Below are 16,028 nucleotides of genomic sequence, written 5' to 3'. Positions count from 1 at the left end.
GCGCCAGCCCGCGGGAGCCGGGGCCTTCAACGTTACAAAAAAATTATTCAGTGGTGCCTTGCGCCGTTTCCGCAGGATATGTCGTACGCCACAGCTCGAATCCGCCATCCATGCTGTAGACGTCGGAGAAGCCCTGGCTGATCAGGTAGGCGGCCGCGCCCTGGCTGGAATTGCCGTGATAGCAGACCACCACGGTCGGTGCATCGAGGTCGGCGCCCTGGATGAAAGCGTGCAGGGAATGATTGTCCAGATGCTTCGAGCCTGCGATGTGCAGGGCGGCAAAAGTGGCCGGGTCGCGGACGTCGACCACCACTGCGCCTTGTTCGCGCAGGGCCTGGGCCTGTTCCGGGGGGATACGTTTGAATTCGCTCATGGCGGGCTCCTGTGGCTCGGCTGAATGGGCAGTCTAGCGCGGGGCGCTGGCTGGCGATGTTTGGGGAATGGATGAGGCGACTGGCGGCACGGCATGACCGTGTTCGTCGCATTTGCAGGACAGGCGCTCAAAGCTGTCGACGTTCATCAGGGTCAGGGCGCCGCCCCAGACGCAACCAGTGTCGAGGGCCGAGATACCTGGCTCTTCGACGTTGCCTTCCAGCGCTGCCCAGTGACCGAAGATGATTTTCAGGTCCTTGGTCTTGCGTTCCTTGTGCTGGAACCAGGGCTTGTAGCCAGGTGGTGCGGTATCGAGGCCTTCCTTGCTCTTGAGGTCGAGTTTGCCTTCGGCGGTGCAAAAGCGCATGCGCGTGAAATAGTTGGTGATCACTCGCAGGCGCGTCACGCCTTTGAGGTCGTTGTCCCATTTCGCCGGATCGTTGCCGTACATGCCATCGAGGTAGGGTGGCAACAGGTTGTCGTCACGCAAGGCGGTCTCGACTTCGGCAGCACATTTCAAGGCTTTGCGCAGCGACCACTGGGGTGGAATGCCGGCATGGACCAGTGCAAGGTTGCGCTGTTCGTCGTAGTGCATGAGCTTTTGCTGGCGCAGCCATTCCAGCAGTTCGGCGCTATCGGGCGCTTCAATGATCTCGCGCAGGGTGTCGGCCTTCTTCAGGCGTTCGATGTTGCGTCCGGCCGCCAGCAGGTGCAGGTCGTGGTTGCCGAGCACGCACACCAGCGATTCGCGAATGCTGTAGAGGAAACGCAAGGTTTCCAGCGACTGCGGGCCGCGGTTGACCAGGTCGCCCACCAGCCACAGACGATCCCGTTGTGGGTCGAACGTCACTTGTTTGAGCAGGCATTGCAGGGCTTGAAGACAGCCTTGCAGGTCACCGACAGCGTACGTTGCCATCAGTGCAGGGCTCCGGGCACCGCCAGGCGGAAGGGCGCGATGATGGCATCGAAATGTTTGCCGTCGTCGGACAACATTTGATAAGTGCCTTGCATGGTGCCGACCTTGGTGGTCATGACCGTGCCGCTGCTGTAGGTGTGGCTTTTGCCGGGGTCGATCAAGGGCTGCTGGCCTACCACGCCTGCGCCGCGCACTTCTTCGACATGCCCGTCACCATCGGTGATGACCCAGTGCCGTGAAAGCAGTTTGGCGGGCATTTCACCGTTGTTTTGCACGGTGATGGTGTAGGCGAAGGCAAAGCGGTCGTGCTCGGGTTGCGATTGTTCTGCCAGATAGCGGGTGACGACGCTGACGTCGATCTGATAACGAGGATCGGACATGCAAGGGGCCTTAAAAACGAAGCGGGACGCGGGGCGTAGCTGATGGAGTTCAGTCTAGGCCAAGTATCGGGTAGTAGACCAGAGTGGCGTCCTACCCGATAGCGCTCATCGCCTGTCAGTCAGCGGCAGGCTTTTGTGGCGCTTGCTCGCTGAGTTTGTCGGCCAGGCGCACGAAGGCAGCCAGGTCGAGTTGCTCGGGACGCAGGCTGCCATCGACGCCGGCGGCTTCGATTTCGGCGTTGCTCAGCAGCAGCTTGAGGGTATTGCGCAGGGTTTTGCGGCGCTGGTTGAAGGCTTCGCGCACGACGCGCTCCAGCAAGCGGTGATCTTTGGCCGGGTGCGGCAGTACCGCGTGGGGTACCAGGCGCACGATGGCCGAATCGACTTTCGGCGGCGGGTTGAACGCGCCCGGGCCGACGTTGAACAGGTGCTCGACCCGGCAGTGGTACTGAACCATGATCGACAAGCGACCCCAGTCACCACCACCCGGGCCGGCAGCCAGGCGCTCGACCACTTCCTTTTGCAGCATGAAGTGCATGTCGCGGATCAGGTGCGAGTTGTGCAGCAGGTGAAAAATCAGCGGCGTGGAGATGTTGTACGGCAGGTTGCCGACCACTCGCAGGCTGCCTGGTGCGGCATTCAGGCTGTTGAAGTCGAACTTCAGTGCATCGCCCTGATGCAGGTTGAAGTTGCTCTTGCCGGCAAACTGCTGGTTGAGGATCGGGATCAGATCCTTGTCCAGCTCCACCACGTCGAGTTGCGCACCGCTGCTGAGCAGGCCTTGGGTCAGTGCACCCTGGCCCGGGCCGATTTCCAGCAGGCGATCTTCTGCCTTGGCATGAATGGAACGCAGGATGCGGTCGATAACGCCGGCGTCGTGCAGGAAGTTCTGGCCAAAGCGTTTGCGCGCCTTGTGTTGGTAGTGCTCGGTCATAAACGGGTCTCGGCCATCTGGTAGGCGGTTTCCAGGGCGACTTGCAGGCTGCCGGTGTCGATCTTGCCGCTGCCGGCCAGGTCCAGGGCGGTGCCGTGGTCGACCGAAGTGCGGATGATCGGCAAGCCAAGGGTCACGTTGACTGCCGCGCCGAAGCCTTTGTACTTCAGCACCGGCAGGCCCTGGTCGTGGTACATCGCCAGCACCGCATCGCAGTGCTCCAGATATTTGGGGGTAAACAGAGTGTCGGCGGGCAGGGGGCCACGAAGGTCCATGCCCTCGCCGCGCAGGCGCTCTAATGTGGGTTCGATGATATCGATTTCTTCATGGCCCAGGTGTCCGCCCTCGCCGGCGTGGGGGTTGAGCCCGCAGACCAGGATGCGTGGCTGGGCGATGCCGAACTTGTTTTGCAGGTCGGCGTGCAGGATTCGCGTGACGCGTTCCAGACGCTCCGGCGTGATTGCATCGGCAATCTCGCGAAGGGGCAGGTGAGTGGTCACCAGGGCCACGCGCAAGCCGCGTGTGGCCAGCATCATCACCACTTGCGCGGTGTGGGTCAGGTCGGCGAGAAATTCCGTGTGCCCGGAAAAGGCGATCCCGGATTCGTTGATCACACCTTTGTGCACCGGCGCAGTAATCATGCCGGCAAAATCTCCGCTCAGGCAGCCCTGGCCGGCGCGGGTCAGGGTTTCCAGAACGAAGGCAGCATTGGCCTTGTCCAGTTGCCCGGCGACGACCTTGGCATTGAGCGGTGTATCCCAGACATACAGGCTGTTGGCTGGCGCGGGTGCATCCGGCCAGTTGTCCGGTGTGACCGGCAGCAAGTCGACAGCCACGCCCAGTTGCGCGGCCCGCTCAATGAGCAGGTCGCGGCTGGTAATGGCAATCAGGGGGTGGGGCTGGGCTTGCGAGGCGAGCAGCAGGCACAGGTCGGGACCTATGCCGGCTGGTTCACCGGGTGTCAGCGCGAAACGTTGGGGTTTCACTGCGCTGCCTGGTCGGCGCCAGGGAGTTTGATTTCCACGTACGCTTCGTCACGGATCTGACGCAGCCAGGTTTGCAGCTCTTCGTCGTATTTGCGGTTACGCAAAACGGTCATTGCTTGCTGCTCGCGAGCCTGTGAGGTGCTGTCGGTGGCGCGACGGCCAAGGACTTCCAGGACATGCCAGCCGTATTGAGTCTGGAACGGCTTGGACAGCTGACCTTGCGGGGTCTTGGCCATCACTTCGCGGAACTCGGGCACCAGGGCGTTCGGGTCGATCCAGTTCAGGTCGCCGCCGTTGAGGGCGGAACCCGGGTCTTCCGAGTAGCTTTTCGCCAGCTCGCCGAAATCTTCGCCAGCCTCGATACGGCTGTAGAGCGAGTCAGCCAGGGCCTTGGTTTTCGCTTCGTCGCGGATCGGGCTCGGTTTGACCAGGATGTGGCGCACATGCACTTCATCGCGCATCTGGGTCTGACCGCCGCGCTTTTCGAGGACCTTCAGGATGATGAAGCCGCCCGGGGTGCGCATTGGCTGGGTGACATCACCCACCGGCATGGTGCTCAGCAGGCGATCGAACGGCGGAGGCAGTTGAGCGGCTTTACGCCAGCCCATGTCACCACCTTCCAGTGCGGTTTCGCTGGCGGACTTGGCGATTGCCAACTGACCGAAGTCAGCGCCTTGCTTGAGCTGCTGGTAAATCGCATCGGCCTGTTTGGCTGCATTCTGAATCGCGTCGGAGTTGGCGCTTTCCGGCGTAGGAATCAGGATGTTGGCCAGGTGGAACTCTTCGGACAGCTGCATTTTGCCCAGGTCGGATGCCAGGAAGTTCTTCACTTCCTGCTCGGAGACTTGAATGCGTTCGGCGACCCGACGCTGGCGCACACGGCTGATGACCATTTCGCGGCGAATCTGCTCACGTGCGTCGTCGTAGGACAGACCGTCGCGAGTCAGGGCGGCGCGGAACTGCTCGACCGACATGTTGTTGCGCTGCGCAATGGTGCCGACAGCCTGGTTCAACTCTTCGTCGGTAATGCGGATGCCGGAGCGCTCGCCGATCTGCAATTGCAGGTTTTCGACGATCAGGCGCTCAAGTACCTGCTGCTCCAGCACGCTGGCCGGCGGCACGGCAGAGCCACGCTTGGCAATGGTTTGCTGAACTTCATGAACGCGTTGGTCCAGTTGGCTCTGCATGACCACGTCGTTGTCGACGATGGCCACCACTTTATCGATGGACTGTACGGCGGCACTGGCCGCCGTACTCAGGAACAGCGCGCCCAGAATCAGCGGGCGCAAACAATCAGAAAGCTTGGTCTTCACGTTCACGATAACCTTGAATGCCTTTGTCGAGGAAGCTCTCTGCCTTGGAGCCGGTGAGGCCGCCGAGTCCCTTCAGAACAATTTGGAGGAAGACGCCATGGTCGCCTTTTTCGTTTTGCGGTGCTTCCTGACTGAACTCGTCATAGGAGACCCAGTAACGGTTGATCAGGCGCAGTTTCCAGCAGCAGCTGTCGTACTCGAAACCACCGAAGGCTTCCAGGGTACGGTTGCGGTTGTAGTCATACTGCCAACGGCTGATAGCGCTCCATTGCGGCACGATCGGCCAGATTACCGAGAAGTCGTGCTGTTCGATCTTGTAGTAATCCTTCACGTAGCCAGGAGTGCCAGGGGTGCCGTAGTCACCGCCGAACTGCCATTGACCGGTGGTCTGGTTGTAGATCACCTGGTCGTTACGATAGCGATATCCAGCGTTGATAACCTTGTTCGGATTATCTTCAGGCTGGTAGTGGAACATCGCGCTGCCCGAGCGAGGGCTGCGGCTGTCCGGGTCCCAGTTGTAATCGGCCGTGGTGCGCCAGTCGCGGTTCCAGCGATATTCGTATTCCAGTGCGTACGGCGAAACGTTGGCTTGGGCATCGGCGCGGGTTTTTGCATCGATACCTGGCAACTGAACCTCGCGGTCCTTGAAGTACAGGGCCTGGCCTACGCTGATGCGTTGACGCTCAAAGCCGTCGTCTTCGATCCAGCGGTTGGTCACGCCCAGGGACAATTTGTTTTCATCGCCGACACGGTCGGAGCCGGAGAAGCGGTTGTCACGGAACAGCGACGCATAGTTGAAGGTGTATTCGCTGGTGTCGAATACCGGGATGTCTTCCTGGTCGACCTCAGGCACATACAGGTAGAACAGGCGCGGCTCGAGGGTCTGGCGGTAGTTCTTGCCAAACCATTGGGTATTTCGATCGAAGTACAGACCGCTGTCGATGCTGGCGATCGGCACGCTGCGGTTCTGGTTGCTGTCAAATTGACCATTGACATTTTCAGTCCCGGCTGCAGCTGCGGCTTGATTTTGAGCCGCGATTTGACTTTTGCCGGTACTGTCCAGATCCAGTTGGTACTGGGTGTACTGGTACTTGAGCTTCGGTGTCAGGAAGCCGTACGTCGTGTTCATCGGCAGACTGATGGCGGGTGCGAGATTCAAGCGGTCGCCATTGGCGCGAGCCAGGCCTTGAATGTTGTTATCAATACGGGGAGAGCCGACGCCGTCCTCGTCAAAGTATGTCCCGCTCTGCAGATCCCGGTCAAACCGTACGAGTTCGGTGTTGTACGTGAAGTCCAGGCCTTCCGGATGATAAGGCAGCATACCGTCGAGGGTGAGCTGCGGCAGACGGTCGTACGGCGTAATGTTCGACACGGTCGCCAGTTGGTATGCCTGGGCGTTCACGCGAGCGGTATAGCTGTCGCCGCGATAGGTGACAGAGCCCTGCTGGTTCACATAGTCGCTGCTTTTCACGCCAATCTGGTCGGTCTGCAGATCCTGGAAGTAATACGGATCGCTGATCTTGGTGTAGTCGACTTGCGTGAGCACTCGCGAGTCGAGACCACCCTTGTGCTGCCAGTTGTACATGTAGCGGGTTGTTTCGGCGTCGGTCTGCTTGTCGCGTTCGTCGCTTTCGTCGTTGAGGTACGCCGCACCGAACTGGCCTTCGCTGGACTTGGTCAGGTAGCGGAACTCGCCTTCCATCAACAAACCGTGCTTTTCCATGTAGCGCGGGTACAAAGTGGCATCGTAGTTCGGCGCCAGGTTGAAGTAGTACGGGGTGACCAGCATGAAGCCGGTATCGCTGCCGGTGCCGATGGTCGGCGGCAGGAAGCCGGACTGGCGACGGTCGTCGATCGGGAAATAGATGTACGGCGTGTACAGGACCGGAATGTCCTTGACCCGCAGCGTTACGTTGGTCGCCGTACCGAAACCGGTGGCCGGGTTCAGGGTGATGTTGTTGCCTTTGAGCTGCCAGGCGTTGCTGTTCGGTTCGCACGTGGTGTACGTACCATCCTTGAGGCGGATGATCGCGTTCTCGGCACGTTTGGCGTACAGCGCATTACCGCGGATGCGCGATTTGTGCATCACGTATTCGGCGTTGTCGACCTTGGCTTCACCGGTGTCGAGCTGCACGTCGGCGTGGTCGCCGACGATCAGTGCGCCGTTGTCGCGAATGCGCACGTTACCGTTCAGCTCGCCACGGCTCTCGGCCTGGTACAGGTTGGCTTCGTCGGCTTCGACCTGCATGCTGCCCTGACGCATGACAACGTCGCCGGCCAGGGTCGCAACTTGCTCATCCTGCTTATAGCGGGAGGCTTTTGCGCCGATAAAAGTTGGAGCGTCACTTTTATTCGTCTTGTCATCCATGCCAGGACGAATCGGTTCGATATAGGAACCAGAGCAATAAGGACCGGTTTCGGCCAATTGTGCGGCGGTGAGCTGCTCGCGGGGAACCCAGTCGAGGTGACTGTAGTCTGCGCTACGCGACTTCAGGCCACGGCCTTTGGATTCGGTGACCAGCACCGGCTTGGCGCCAGTGTCTTCGCTGGAACCGTTCTCGGCCGGGGCTTCGCCGGTGGCGGAAACTGCGCTGCCATCATGAACGGGACGCGGTGGCAATGCAGCCGCCGGCGACTTTGGTGCACAGTCCCAGGAACCCGAAGCAGAGACTGAGCAGTCAAACTGTTCCGCGGCGACCACGTAGGAAGTGGCAAGGGGTTGCAGCGCCAGCAAACTGCCGGTAACCAACAACGGAAATTTTTTACCAAACGCGGGGGATTTCAATGCCATCTTATTAGTCCGGGCTTCCTGCGTGCCATCTGCCCGCGGTGTGGGCCGCACGCCTCTCGATGGTCTGAAAAAGATGCTGGATAATAAAGCATGACCCGCTTGACGGCTAGCGCCGTCGGAGACCCTTGCAATGCCTGATCAAGATGTACGCTTGCAACACCTGAAAGTTTGGCTCGATGAACAATTGGCGACCCTTTTTGCCGAGCAGGGCTGGGGCGTCGTACCCCCGGCCACGTTGACTGCGGCTAGCAGCGACGCGAGTTTCCGGCGGTATTTCCGCTGGGAAGGCGGTGACAAAAGTTTCATCGTGATGGACGCGCCGCCGCCCCAGGAAAACTGCAAACCCTTCGTGGATATCGCCTTTTTGCTGGCGAAATCCGGAATAAATGTGCCGAAAATTTATGCTGAAGACCTCGAGCGTGGTTTTCTTTTGCTCAATGACCTGGGCAGCAAGACCTATCTGGACGTCATCGACAACGAAAATGCCGACGATTTGTTCAAGGATGCCCTGCAAGCATTGTTGGCTTTCCAGCAGTTGCCGATGGTTGCGCCTCTGCCGAGCTATGACGTGGCCTTGCTGCGTCGCGAGCTGGAACTGTTCCCCGAATGGTACGTGAAGCGCGAATTGGGCATCGAATTCGACGCGGCGCAGCAAGTGCTCTGGCAGCAGGTCAGCGAACTGTTGATCGACAGCGCCCTGGCACAGCCAAAAGTCCTGGTGCATCGCGACTACATGCCGCGCAACCTGATGCTCAGCGAGCCCAATCCCGGTGTACTGGATTTCCAGGATGCGGTGTATGGCCCGGTGACCTACGACGTGACCTGCCTGTTCAAGGATGCATTTCTCAGCTGGCCGCAAGAACGCGTGCACGGCTGGCTCGAAAGCTACTGGCAGCAAGCGGGAGCCCTCGGCATTCCGGTTCAGCCCGACTTCGAGGACTTCCTGCGTGCCAGCGATTTGATGGGCGTGCAACGTCACCTGAAAGTCATCGGCATTTTCGCGCGTATCTGCCACCGCGACGGCAAGCCGCGTTATCTGGGCGACGTGCCGCGTTTCTTTGCGTACATAGAAGCGGTGATCGCTCGCCGCCCTGAACTGGCCGGGCTGGATGTGTTGCTGGCCAGTCTGCGTGCCGGAGTGAAAGCATGAAGGCAATGATTCTGGCCGCGGGCAAAGGCGAGCGCATGCGCCCGCTGACCCTGACCACGCCAAAACCGCTGGTTCGTGCCGGCGGCGTGCCGCTGATCGAGTATCACCTGCGAGCGCTGGCCGCCGCCGGGTTCACCGATATCGTGATCAATCACGCCTGGCTCGGTCAGCAGATCGAAGACTATCTGGGCGATGGTTCGCGCTATGGCGTGAGCATTCAGTACTCGGCGGAAGGTGAGCCACTGGAAACCGGCGGCGGGATTTTCCGCGCGTTGCCGTTGCTGGGGGATGAAGCGTTTGTCGTGGTCAATGGCGACATCTGGACCGATTACGACTTCAGCGTGTTGCATCAGCCCATCAACGGCCTGGCGCACCTGGTGCTGGCCGGCAACCCGCCCCATCATCCGGCCGGGGACTTCAGCCTGGTCGGAACTCAGGTGCACGACGGTCAGCCGGAGGCCGCCACTCTGACCTACAGCGGCATCGCCGTGTTGCATCCGCAGCTGTTCGACGGTTGCACTGCGGGGGCCTTCAAGCTCGCGCCGCTGTTGCGCAAGGCCATGGCTGACGGGCAGGTGACCGGCGAGCAATTGAGGGGGCACTGGGTCGATGTCGGCACTCACGAGCGTCTGGCCGAAGTTGAAACATTGATAGAAGCGAGCCGCTGACATGCTGTGGCCAGGGACTCTGATCGGAGCCGGAGCAGGCTTTGCCATAGCCAGCATTCCGGGGGCCATGCTCGGCGCGTTGTTGGGGCAGGCGCTGGACCGGCGCTTGCACCTGCAGAGCTGGGGGCACTTGCGGGAAAAACTGGGCGGTCGCCCGGTGCTGCGTAACGATGAATTGCTATTTGTTCTGTTGGGGCGCCTGGCCAAGTGCGACGGCCAGGTGATGGCCGGGCACATCGAACAGGCCCGAGCGGAAATGCGCTCGCTGGACATGTCCGAATCGGCCCGGTGTCGTGCGATTGCCGCGTTCAATCGCGGCAAGTCGGGCCGCGACCGGCTACACGGATATCTGCGTCGCCTGAGTGCCCAGCCCCATGCGGCAGAAGGCGTGTTGCGCGCCTGCTGGCGAATGGTGTGGGCCGATGGTCGTGCAGGCAGCAGTGAACGTCAATTGATCGGCCAATGGGGCAAGTGGCTGGGCTGGACGCCCCATCAGGTGCAGGCGCTGGCCCACGACTATGAGCCGCAGAAGCGGCCATTGGGCAGCAGTGTGCCAAGTTATCAGGATGCGTTAAGGCTTTTGGGGGTGTCGGCCACCACTGAACCGGCGCAGATCAAGCGTGCTTATCGGCGCCTGCTCAGTCGTCATCACCCGGACAAGATTGCCGGCAGTGGCGCGACGGCGACGCAGGTTCGTGAGGCCACCGAGCGAACGCGTGAGCTGCATAACGCCTATACGCTGATTCGGGAGCGGCGGGATTTTCGTTAGCCGAACAGCGTTATGTCGTCTGTGATGCCCCCTTCGCGAGCAAGCCCGCTCCCACATTAGTTCCAGAGTGAACACAAAATTTGTGATCGCCCAAGGACAAATGTGGGAGCGGGCTTGCTCGCGAAGAGGGCGACGCGGTCTGTCAGCCCGCCGGGTTCTGCGGATTCAACCAGCCCCGCACCCGACGGAACAGTTGCTCCTGTTCGGCCTTGTTGTCTGGCAACGCCTTGAGCGACACCTGGCTGAATGACGACGCCTTCAAGCGTTTGTTGGCCTGCAAGCGGGCCAGCGCTGCGTTGCGATCCAGCAGTCTGTCGTTATAGAAAATGTCGACAGTCGGGAGCTTCAAGGTTGGGGTCAGTTCAGCCAGTTCCGGTTTCGCCGCCACAGGTGCCTGGGCAGCAACCATCACCAGCTTTTCGACCTGCGATGGCTGCTTCTCGCTCAGGTAACGCGCGGCCCAATAGGCGCCGGAACCATGCCCCAACACCACGATACTGCGGGCGCTTTGCTGTTCGGCGAAGGCGATCGCGGCGTCGATCCGGGCGAAGATGCGCTCGGCATCTGCCTTGGACTGTTCCTCAGTGGTTTCGGCAATGGCCTTGTCGGCCACATCGGCCTCGCCACCGGCCACCTGTTCGATGGGGGCCGCGGTGGTCGAGTCTTTACTGCCGGTTTCGGCGGCCTTGGGAGCCGGCACTGCTTCGACGATTCGAGGCGCAATGGCATCGCTTTGCAGGTCAGGCAAGGTGATACTCAGGCTGCTCCATTCGGCATCCGGCAATTTACGCCGCAAAGGGCCGATCGCTTGCGGCCAGTCAACGGTTTCGCCGGCGCCCGGGATGATAATTACCGCGCCTTTGGGTTCGGCGGTATTGGCCGGTTTCCACAAGGCCAGAAACGTGTCGGTGCCTGCTTGCAGTTGTTGCTGTTCCTGAGCCGGGATCTTTCGCTCAAGTGCAGTCGCTTCTTCCTGACTACGCTCAGGCAGCGGCTGACGTTCAAGTGGTTTTTCTTCGGCGGTTTTTTCCTCCGCGGCGGGCGCCGGGTCGGCCGCCTTGACGGAAAAAGCGCAAGGCAGGATCAGCGACAGGCACAATGCTGGCAGTGCCAGGCGGTAGACAGGGGGCATCGGATATTCCAGGCCAGAAGATGTTCCGGCAGCCTAATGGGTTGGTCAGTATTTGTCAGTGTGTGAGAGTTCAATGATGCGTTTTCGCTGCCTGTGGGTTATCGGCTGCTTGTGGTTTCCCTTGATGGGCTGGGCGGCCGCCGCGCCTCCGGCGCCCGTTGCCCAACTGTCCCCGAAACAGCAGCACTGGCTGGCGCAGCAGGGCGAGTTGCGGGTCGGCGTGGTGTTGCAGGCGCCCTATGCGCAATACGATCGCCGTTTGCAGCGCCTGTCCGGGGTGAACGTCGAGTTGATGAAGTGGCTGGCAAAAAACCTCAATGTCGAACTGAGCTGGCGCAATTTTCCCGACCTTGAGCAATTGGAAGCCGCGGCCCGCGAGGGCGAAATCGACATCGCCCCGGGGCTGACCCAGACCCCTGGCGGGCTGCGCCTCTGGCAGTTTTCCGACCCCTACATGCGGGTGCCGCAACTGGTGGTCAGCGATCAGAAAAGCGCCGGCGCGGTCGAGCTGGAAAAACTCGACAGCCAGACCCGCGTCGCCGTGCGCATGCCCAGTGCCATCGCCGATTACCTGCGCGGCAACTACCCGCACCTGAATCTGCAAGGCGTACCGATGGAGCGCCAGGCATTGCAATTATTGGTCGGCCAGCAGGCGACTTATGCGGTGATCGATGAGGCGCAGCTGGGACGCTTGTCGATCGAGACGGAGTTCGCCGGGTTGGTGGTGGTGGGGGATGTCGGCCTGCCGCAGCTGCTGCGGGTGGCCACGCTCCGCGACAAACCGGAACTGGCGGGCATCGTCGAAAGTGCATTGCGGGCGATCCCGGCCAAGGACCTGGAGCAACTGCACAATCAATGGCTGCAGCCCAAGTATCCGAGGCTCACCGAGTCTCCGGGGTTTTGGCAGAACCTCTGCCTGTTGCTGGCCGTGCTGGCGTTGAGTTGCATGGCCATCGTGGTCTGGCAGCGTCGCCAGCAGCACAACCTGGAACAGCGCCTGCTGGCCGCGCAGGAAGACATCGCCTTGCGCGCCGCCAGCGAAGAGGCCTTGCGGCTCACCCAGTTTTCCATCGACCAGAGCACCGTCGGCATCCTCTGGGTCAACTGGGACAGCCATGTGCGCTACGCCAACCGCGCGGCGGAAAGCATGCTGGGCTATCCGGCTGGCGGGATCATCGATCGCCCCCTGATCGACTTCGAGCCTGGCCTGCACATGGACCGTTGGCTGAACCTGTGGAAGCGCGCCCGGGCCAGTGAAGATGGCCCGCAAAGTTTCGAATCCAATTGCGTGCGGGCCGATGGCAGCATCCTGCCGGCCGATGTCTCGCTGAGTTTTCTGCGCTTTCGCGATGGCGAATACCTGGTGGTTTACCTCAACGATGTCACCGAGCGGCGTCGCGCCCTGGCGGCCTTGCAGGAAAGCGAGGCGCGACTGCAAGGCATCGCCGCCAACGTTCCGGGGCTGGTGTTCCGGCTGGAGCGGGCGCCGGTGACCGGTCAGATCGACTTTGCCTACATCAGCGAAGGCAGCGAAAGCCTGGTGGGTTACTCGCCGGCCACGCTGGCGCATCGCGATAAAGGCCTGCGCAGCCTCGTGCATCCAGATGACAAGGTCAGCTATCACCAGACCCAGGATCATGCGCTGGATACCGACAGCGACTGGTCGTGGCAGGGGCGAATCCTCACGCGTCAGGGCGAGCAGCGCTGGGCGGAAATCAAGGCCATCACCCGCCGGCTGGAAGACGGCGCGTATGTCTGGGACGGGATCGTCTGGGACATCAGCGAAAGCAAGCGCATCGAACTTGAACTGGCCAGCTCCCGGGAGCAGCTGCGTGAGTTGTCCGCGCACCTGGAAAGCGTGCGCGAAGAAGAAAAGGCGCGCATCGCCCGGGAAGTGCACGACGAGTTGGGTCAGATGCTCACCGTGTTGAAGCTGGAAACGTCCATGTGCGAACTGGCCTACGCCCAGCTCGACCCTGGTCTGAATGAGCGCTTGAACAGCATGAAGCGCTTGATCGCTCAGTTGTTTCAGTTGGTCCGTGATGTGGCCACGGCATTGCGACCGCCGATTCTCGATGCTGGCATCGCCTCGGCCATAGAGTGGCAGGCCCGTCGATTCGAGGCGCGCACGCAGATCCCGTGTCTGGTGCAGGTGCCGGACAATTTGCCAGTGCTCAGCGATGCGAAGGCAATCGGCCTGTTTCGAATCCTTCAGGAGGCGCTGACCAATGTCATGCGGCACGCCCAGGCGCATACTGTTGAACTGACACTGGCGCTGGAAGGCGACGAGTTGTGTCTGACGGTCAGCGATGATGGCGTAGGATTTGTCGCCGCGCCTGGCAGGCCAACGTCCTTTGGGATCGTCGGAATGCGTGAGCGGGTGTTGATCATGGGCGGTGAGTTGTCGCTTGAGAGTGAGCCGGGTGAGGGTACGACGTTAGAAGTGCGAGTGCCTTTGGGCGAAGCCTGAAGAATTTTTGGTGTCTGTGCTGACGCTTTCGCGAGCAAGCCCGCTCCCACAGGGGGAAACGCATTCCAAATGTGGGAGCGGGCTTGCTCGCGAATGATCTTGAATCTGGAGAAGAACGTGATCCGAGTACTGGTAGCCGAAGACCACACCATTGTTCGCGAAGGCATCAAGCAGTTGATCGGCCTGGCCAAGGACTTGCAGGTGGTGGGGGAGGCGAGCAATGGCGAGCAGTTGCTCGACACCTTGCGTCATGTGCCCTGCGAAGTGGTGTTGCTGGACATCTCCATGCCGGGCGTCAACGGCCTGGAAGCGATTCCGCGGATTCGCGCGCTGAACAATCCACCGGCGATCCTGGTGTTGTCGATGCACGATGAAGCGCAGATGGCCGCCCGGGCGTTGAAGGTGGGTGCTGCGGGTTATGCGACCAAGGACAGCGACCCGGCGCTGTTGCTGACGGCCATTCGCAAAGTGGCGTCAGGCGGGCGTTACATCGATCCGGAACTGGCCGACCGCATGGTTTTCGAGGTCGGTCTTACCGACTCGCGTCCATTGCACTCGCTACTCTCCGAGCGCGAATTTTCCGTGTTCGAACGCCTGGCCCAGGGCGCCAACGTCAATGACATCGCCCAGCAACTGGCGCTGAGCAGCAAGACCATCAGCACCCACAAGGCGCGGCTGATGCAGAAGCTCAACATCACCTCGCTGGCGGAACTGGTGAAGTACGCGATGGAACACAAGCTCCTCTAAACCACACCGCTCCCACAGGGTTCTCCATCAGTCGTTGAATCGTGCGCATATCCAATAGCGACGCGCCTGACGAGCCACTTTTACCGTTACTTGTGGCCTATAGCTGACCATTTGCCACTGCGTTTGCCAAAACGCGCCATCCTTGTAGGGCAATCCCTACCCCCAGCCTTCCATCCGGCTGAGGCCAATCTCTCTTGCGCCCCGATTTGCGTGGACACCAGCGTCCACTAGGCTTAGTCCCACAGCAGTCATCAATAACAAAGGTGTGGGTATGAGCCAGGTCGATTCAAGCGCAGGGGCCAATGATGTTCTGGTCAGCTTTCGTGGAGTGCAGAAGAGCTACGACGGCGAGAACCTGATCGTCAAGGACCTCAACCTGGACATTCGCAAAGGCGAATTCCTGACGTTGCTCGGGCCGTCCGGCTCCGGCAAGACCACCAGCCTGATGATGCTCGCCGGCTTCGAAACGCCGACCGCGGGCGAAATTCTGTTGGCCGGGCGCGCCATCAACAACGTGCCGCCGCACAAGCGCGACATTGGCATGGTGTTCCAGAACTACGCATTGTTCCCGCACATGACGGTGGCCGAGAACCTGGCGTTCCCGCTGACCGTGCGCGGCATGAACAAGAGCGACGTCAGTGCCCGGGTCAAGCGTGTGCTGAGCATGGTCCAGCTCGATGCCTTCGCCCAGCGCTACCCGGCGCAGCTTTCCGGCGGTCAGCAACAGCGTGTGGCCTTGGCCCGCGCGCTGGTGTTCGAACCGCAACTGGTGCTGATGGACGAACCCCTCGGCGCACTCGACAAACAACTGCGTGAACACATGCAGATGGAGATCAAGCACCTGCACCAGCGCCTGGGCGTCACCGTGGTCTACGTGACCCACGATCAAGGCGAAGCCTTGACCATGTCCGACCGTGTGGCAGTGTTCCACCAGGGCGAAATCCAGCAGATCGCGCCGCCGCGCACTCTCTACGAAGAGCCGAAAAACACCTTCGTCGCCAACTTCATCGGCGAGAACAACCGCCTCAATGGCCGCCTGCACAGCCAAACCGGCGACCGTTGCATTGTCGAGCTCGGACGCGGCGAAAAGGTGGAAGCCCTGGCGGTCAACGTCGGCCAGACCGGCGAGCCGGTGACCCTGTCCATTCGTCCGGAGCGAGTGAGCCTCAATGGCTCCAGCGACCAATGCGTCAACCGCTTCTCCGGGCGAGTCGAAGAATTCATCTATCTGGGCGACCACGTCCGGGTTCGCATGGAAGTCTGCGGCAAGACCGACTTCTTCGTGAAACAGCCGATTGCCGAGCTTGATCCCTCGCTCGCCGTCGGCGACGTGGTACCGCTTGGCTGGCAGGTCGAGCACGTTCGCGCACTCGATCCTCTTTTAGAGGCGCATTGATCGC

General features: G+C 60.9%; 14 protein-coding genes. 6 read left to right on the top strand and 8 right to left on the bottom strand.

The annotated features are described in order from the left end of the window. Positions 1–43: 43 nt before the first annotated feature. From glpE to AC3IT6_RS26540, 7 genes are all read right to left on the bottom strand, one after another. Entirely contained in the window at positions 44–373 is a 330-nt protein-coding gene (glpE, locus tag AC3IT6_RS26570; RefSeq protein WP_008051614.1) for a thiosulfate sulfurtransferase GlpE, read from the bottom strand. A 33-nt stretch (positions 374–406) separates the two neighbouring features. Next, complete coding sequence (locus tag AC3IT6_RS26565) at positions 407–1,288, bottom strand: symmetrical bis(5'-nucleosyl)-tetraphosphatase (RefSeq protein WP_489353603.1); 882 nt, start codon at positions 1,286–1,288, stop codon at positions 407–409. Next, positions 1,288–1,668 (bottom strand): Co2+/Mg2+ efflux protein ApaG, encoded by a 381-nt coding sequence (apaG, locus tag AC3IT6_RS26560; RefSeq protein WP_223445650.1) that lies wholly within the window; start codon positions 1,666–1,668, stop codon positions 1,288–1,290. Before apaG ends, AC3IT6_RS26565 begins: the two co-directional genes overlap by 1 nt. A 115-nt stretch (positions 1,669–1,783) precedes the next feature. Continuing rightward, a complete protein-coding gene (gene rsmA, locus AC3IT6_RS26555; RefSeq protein ID WP_489306469.1) occupies positions 1,784–2,602 on the bottom strand; it encodes a 16S rRNA (adenine(1518)-N(6)/adenine(1519)-N(6))-dimethyltransferase RsmA in 819 nt (272 codons plus the stop codon). Further along, a complete protein-coding gene (pdxA, locus tag AC3IT6_RS26550; protein WP_150756416.1) occupies positions 2,599–3,588 on the bottom strand; it encodes a 4-hydroxythreonine-4-phosphate dehydrogenase PdxA in 990 nt (329 codons plus the stop codon). The genes rsmA and pdxA overlap by 4 nt, the downstream gene beginning before the upstream one ends. Next, positions 3,585–4,901, bottom strand: coding sequence for a peptidylprolyl isomerase SurA (surA, locus tag AC3IT6_RS26545; protein WP_489353602.1), 1,317 nt, complete (start codon positions 4,899–4,901; stop codon positions 3,585–3,587). Before surA ends, pdxA begins: the two co-directional genes overlap by 4 nt. Continuing rightward, complete coding sequence (locus tag AC3IT6_RS26540) at positions 4,882–7,692, bottom strand: LPS-assembly protein LptD (RefSeq protein WP_489353601.1); 2,811 nt, start codon at positions 7,690–7,692, stop codon at positions 4,882–4,884. The genes surA and AC3IT6_RS26540 overlap by 20 nt, the downstream gene beginning before the upstream one ends. 130 nt (positions 7,693–7,822) lie before the next feature. On the opposite strand from AC3IT6_RS26540, the gene AC3IT6_RS26535 reads away from it, so the two are divergent. Genes AC3IT6_RS26535 through AC3IT6_RS26525 form a run of 3 tightly spaced genes read left to right on the top strand, consistent with a single transcriptional unit; the run spans position 7,823 to position 10,279 of the window. Further along, positions 7,823–8,842: an aminoglycoside phosphotransferase family protein gene (locus tag AC3IT6_RS26535; RefSeq protein WP_489353600.1), complete on the top strand. Its 1,020-nt coding sequence runs from the start codon at positions 7,823–7,825 to the stop codon at positions 8,840–8,842. Beyond that, positions 8,839–9,510 carry an N-acetylmuramate alpha-1-phosphate uridylyltransferase MurU gene (gene murU / locus AC3IT6_RS26530; protein WP_489353599.1) on the top strand — a complete coding sequence of 224 codons (672 nt, stop codon included), beginning with the start codon at positions 8,839–8,841 and terminating at the stop codon, positions 9,508–9,510. The genes AC3IT6_RS26535 and murU overlap by 4 nt, the downstream gene beginning before the upstream one ends. A 1-nt stretch (position 9,511) precedes the next feature. Continuing rightward, positions 9,512–10,279, top strand: coding sequence for a TerB family tellurite resistance protein (locus AC3IT6_RS26525; RefSeq protein WP_150725206.1), 768 nt, complete (start codon positions 9,512–9,514; stop codon positions 10,277–10,279). A 142-nt stretch (positions 10,280–10,421) separates the two neighbouring features. On the opposite strand, the gene AC3IT6_RS26520 is transcribed toward AC3IT6_RS26525, so the two are convergent. Beyond that, complete coding sequence (locus AC3IT6_RS26520; RefSeq protein ID WP_489353598.1) at positions 10,422–11,411, bottom strand: alpha/beta hydrolase family protein; 990 nt, start codon at positions 11,409–11,411, stop codon at positions 10,422–10,424. 73 nt (positions 11,412–11,484) lie between these two features. On the opposite strand from AC3IT6_RS26520, the gene AC3IT6_RS26515 reads away from it, so the two are divergent. The 3 genes from AC3IT6_RS26515 to AC3IT6_RS26505 all read left to right on the top strand — a co-directional run bounded on the left by AC3IT6_RS26515 (position 11,485) and on the right by AC3IT6_RS26505 (position 16,024). Then, on the top strand, positions 11,485–13,881 hold the full coding sequence (locus AC3IT6_RS26515; protein WP_489353597.1) for a PAS domain-containing sensor histidine kinase: 2,397 nt from the start codon (positions 11,485–11,487) through the stop codon (positions 13,879–13,881). Between the two features lie 93 nt (positions 13,882–13,974). Next, positions 13,975–14,628: a response regulator gene (locus AC3IT6_RS26510; protein ID WP_223445688.1), complete on the top strand. Its 654-nt coding sequence runs from the start codon at positions 13,975–13,977 to the stop codon at positions 14,626–14,628. 271 nt (positions 14,629–14,899) lie between these two features. After that, positions 14,900–16,024, top strand: coding sequence for an ABC transporter ATP-binding protein (locus AC3IT6_RS26505; RefSeq protein ID WP_046039490.1), 1,125 nt, complete (start codon positions 14,900–14,902; stop codon positions 16,022–16,024). Positions 16,025–16,028 lie beyond the last annotated feature (4 nt).

Source organism: Pseudomonas sp. KH_017, assembly GCF_057840285.1.
This window is presented reverse-complemented; position numbering and strand designations above follow the sequence as displayed.

Excerpts from the sequence above, each read along its gene's own strand:
- glpE (WP_008051614.1), bottom strand. The coding sequence starts at position 373 with ATGAGCGAATTCAAACGTATCCCCCCGGAACAGGCCCAGGCCCTGCGC.
- AC3IT6_RS26565 (WP_489353603.1), bottom strand. The coding sequence starts at position 1,288 with ATGGCAACGTACGCTGTCGGTGACCTGCAAGGCTGTCTTCAAGCCCTG.
- apaG (WP_223445650.1), bottom strand. The coding sequence starts at position 1,668 with ATGTCCGATCCTCGTTATCAGATCGACGTCAGCGTCGTCACCCGCTAT.
- rsmA (WP_489306469.1), bottom strand. The coding sequence starts at position 2,602 with ATGACCGAGCACTACCAACACAAGGCGCGCAAACGCTTTGGCCAGAAC.
- AC3IT6_RS26540 (WP_489353601.1), bottom strand. The coding sequence starts at position 7,692 with ATGGCATTGAAATCCCCCGCGTTTGGTAAAAAATTTCCGTTGTTGGTT.
- AC3IT6_RS26535 (WP_489353600.1), top strand. The coding sequence starts at position 7,823 with ATGCCTGATCAAGATGTACGCTTGCAACACCTGAAAGTTTGGCTCGAT.
- murU (WP_489353599.1), top strand. The coding sequence starts at position 8,839 with ATGAAGGCAATGATTCTGGCCGCGGGCAAAGGCGAGCGCATGCGCCCG.
- AC3IT6_RS26525 (WP_150725206.1), top strand. The coding sequence starts at position 9,512 with ATGCTGTGGCCAGGGACTCTGATCGGAGCCGGAGCAGGCTTTGCCATA.
- AC3IT6_RS26520 (WP_489353598.1), bottom strand. The coding sequence starts at position 11,411 with ATGCCCCCTGTCTACCGCCTGGCACTGCCAGCATTGTGCCTGTCGCTG.
- AC3IT6_RS26515 (WP_489353597.1), top strand. The coding sequence starts at position 11,485 with ATGATGCGTTTTCGCTGCCTGTGGGTTATCGGCTGCTTGTGGTTTCCC.
- AC3IT6_RS26510 (WP_223445688.1), top strand. The coding sequence starts at position 13,975 with ATGATCTTGAATCTGGAGAAGAACGTGATCCGAGTACTGGTAGCCGAA.
- AC3IT6_RS26505 (WP_046039490.1), top strand. The coding sequence starts at position 14,900 with ATGAGCCAGGTCGATTCAAGCGCAGGGGCCAATGATGTTCTGGTCAGC.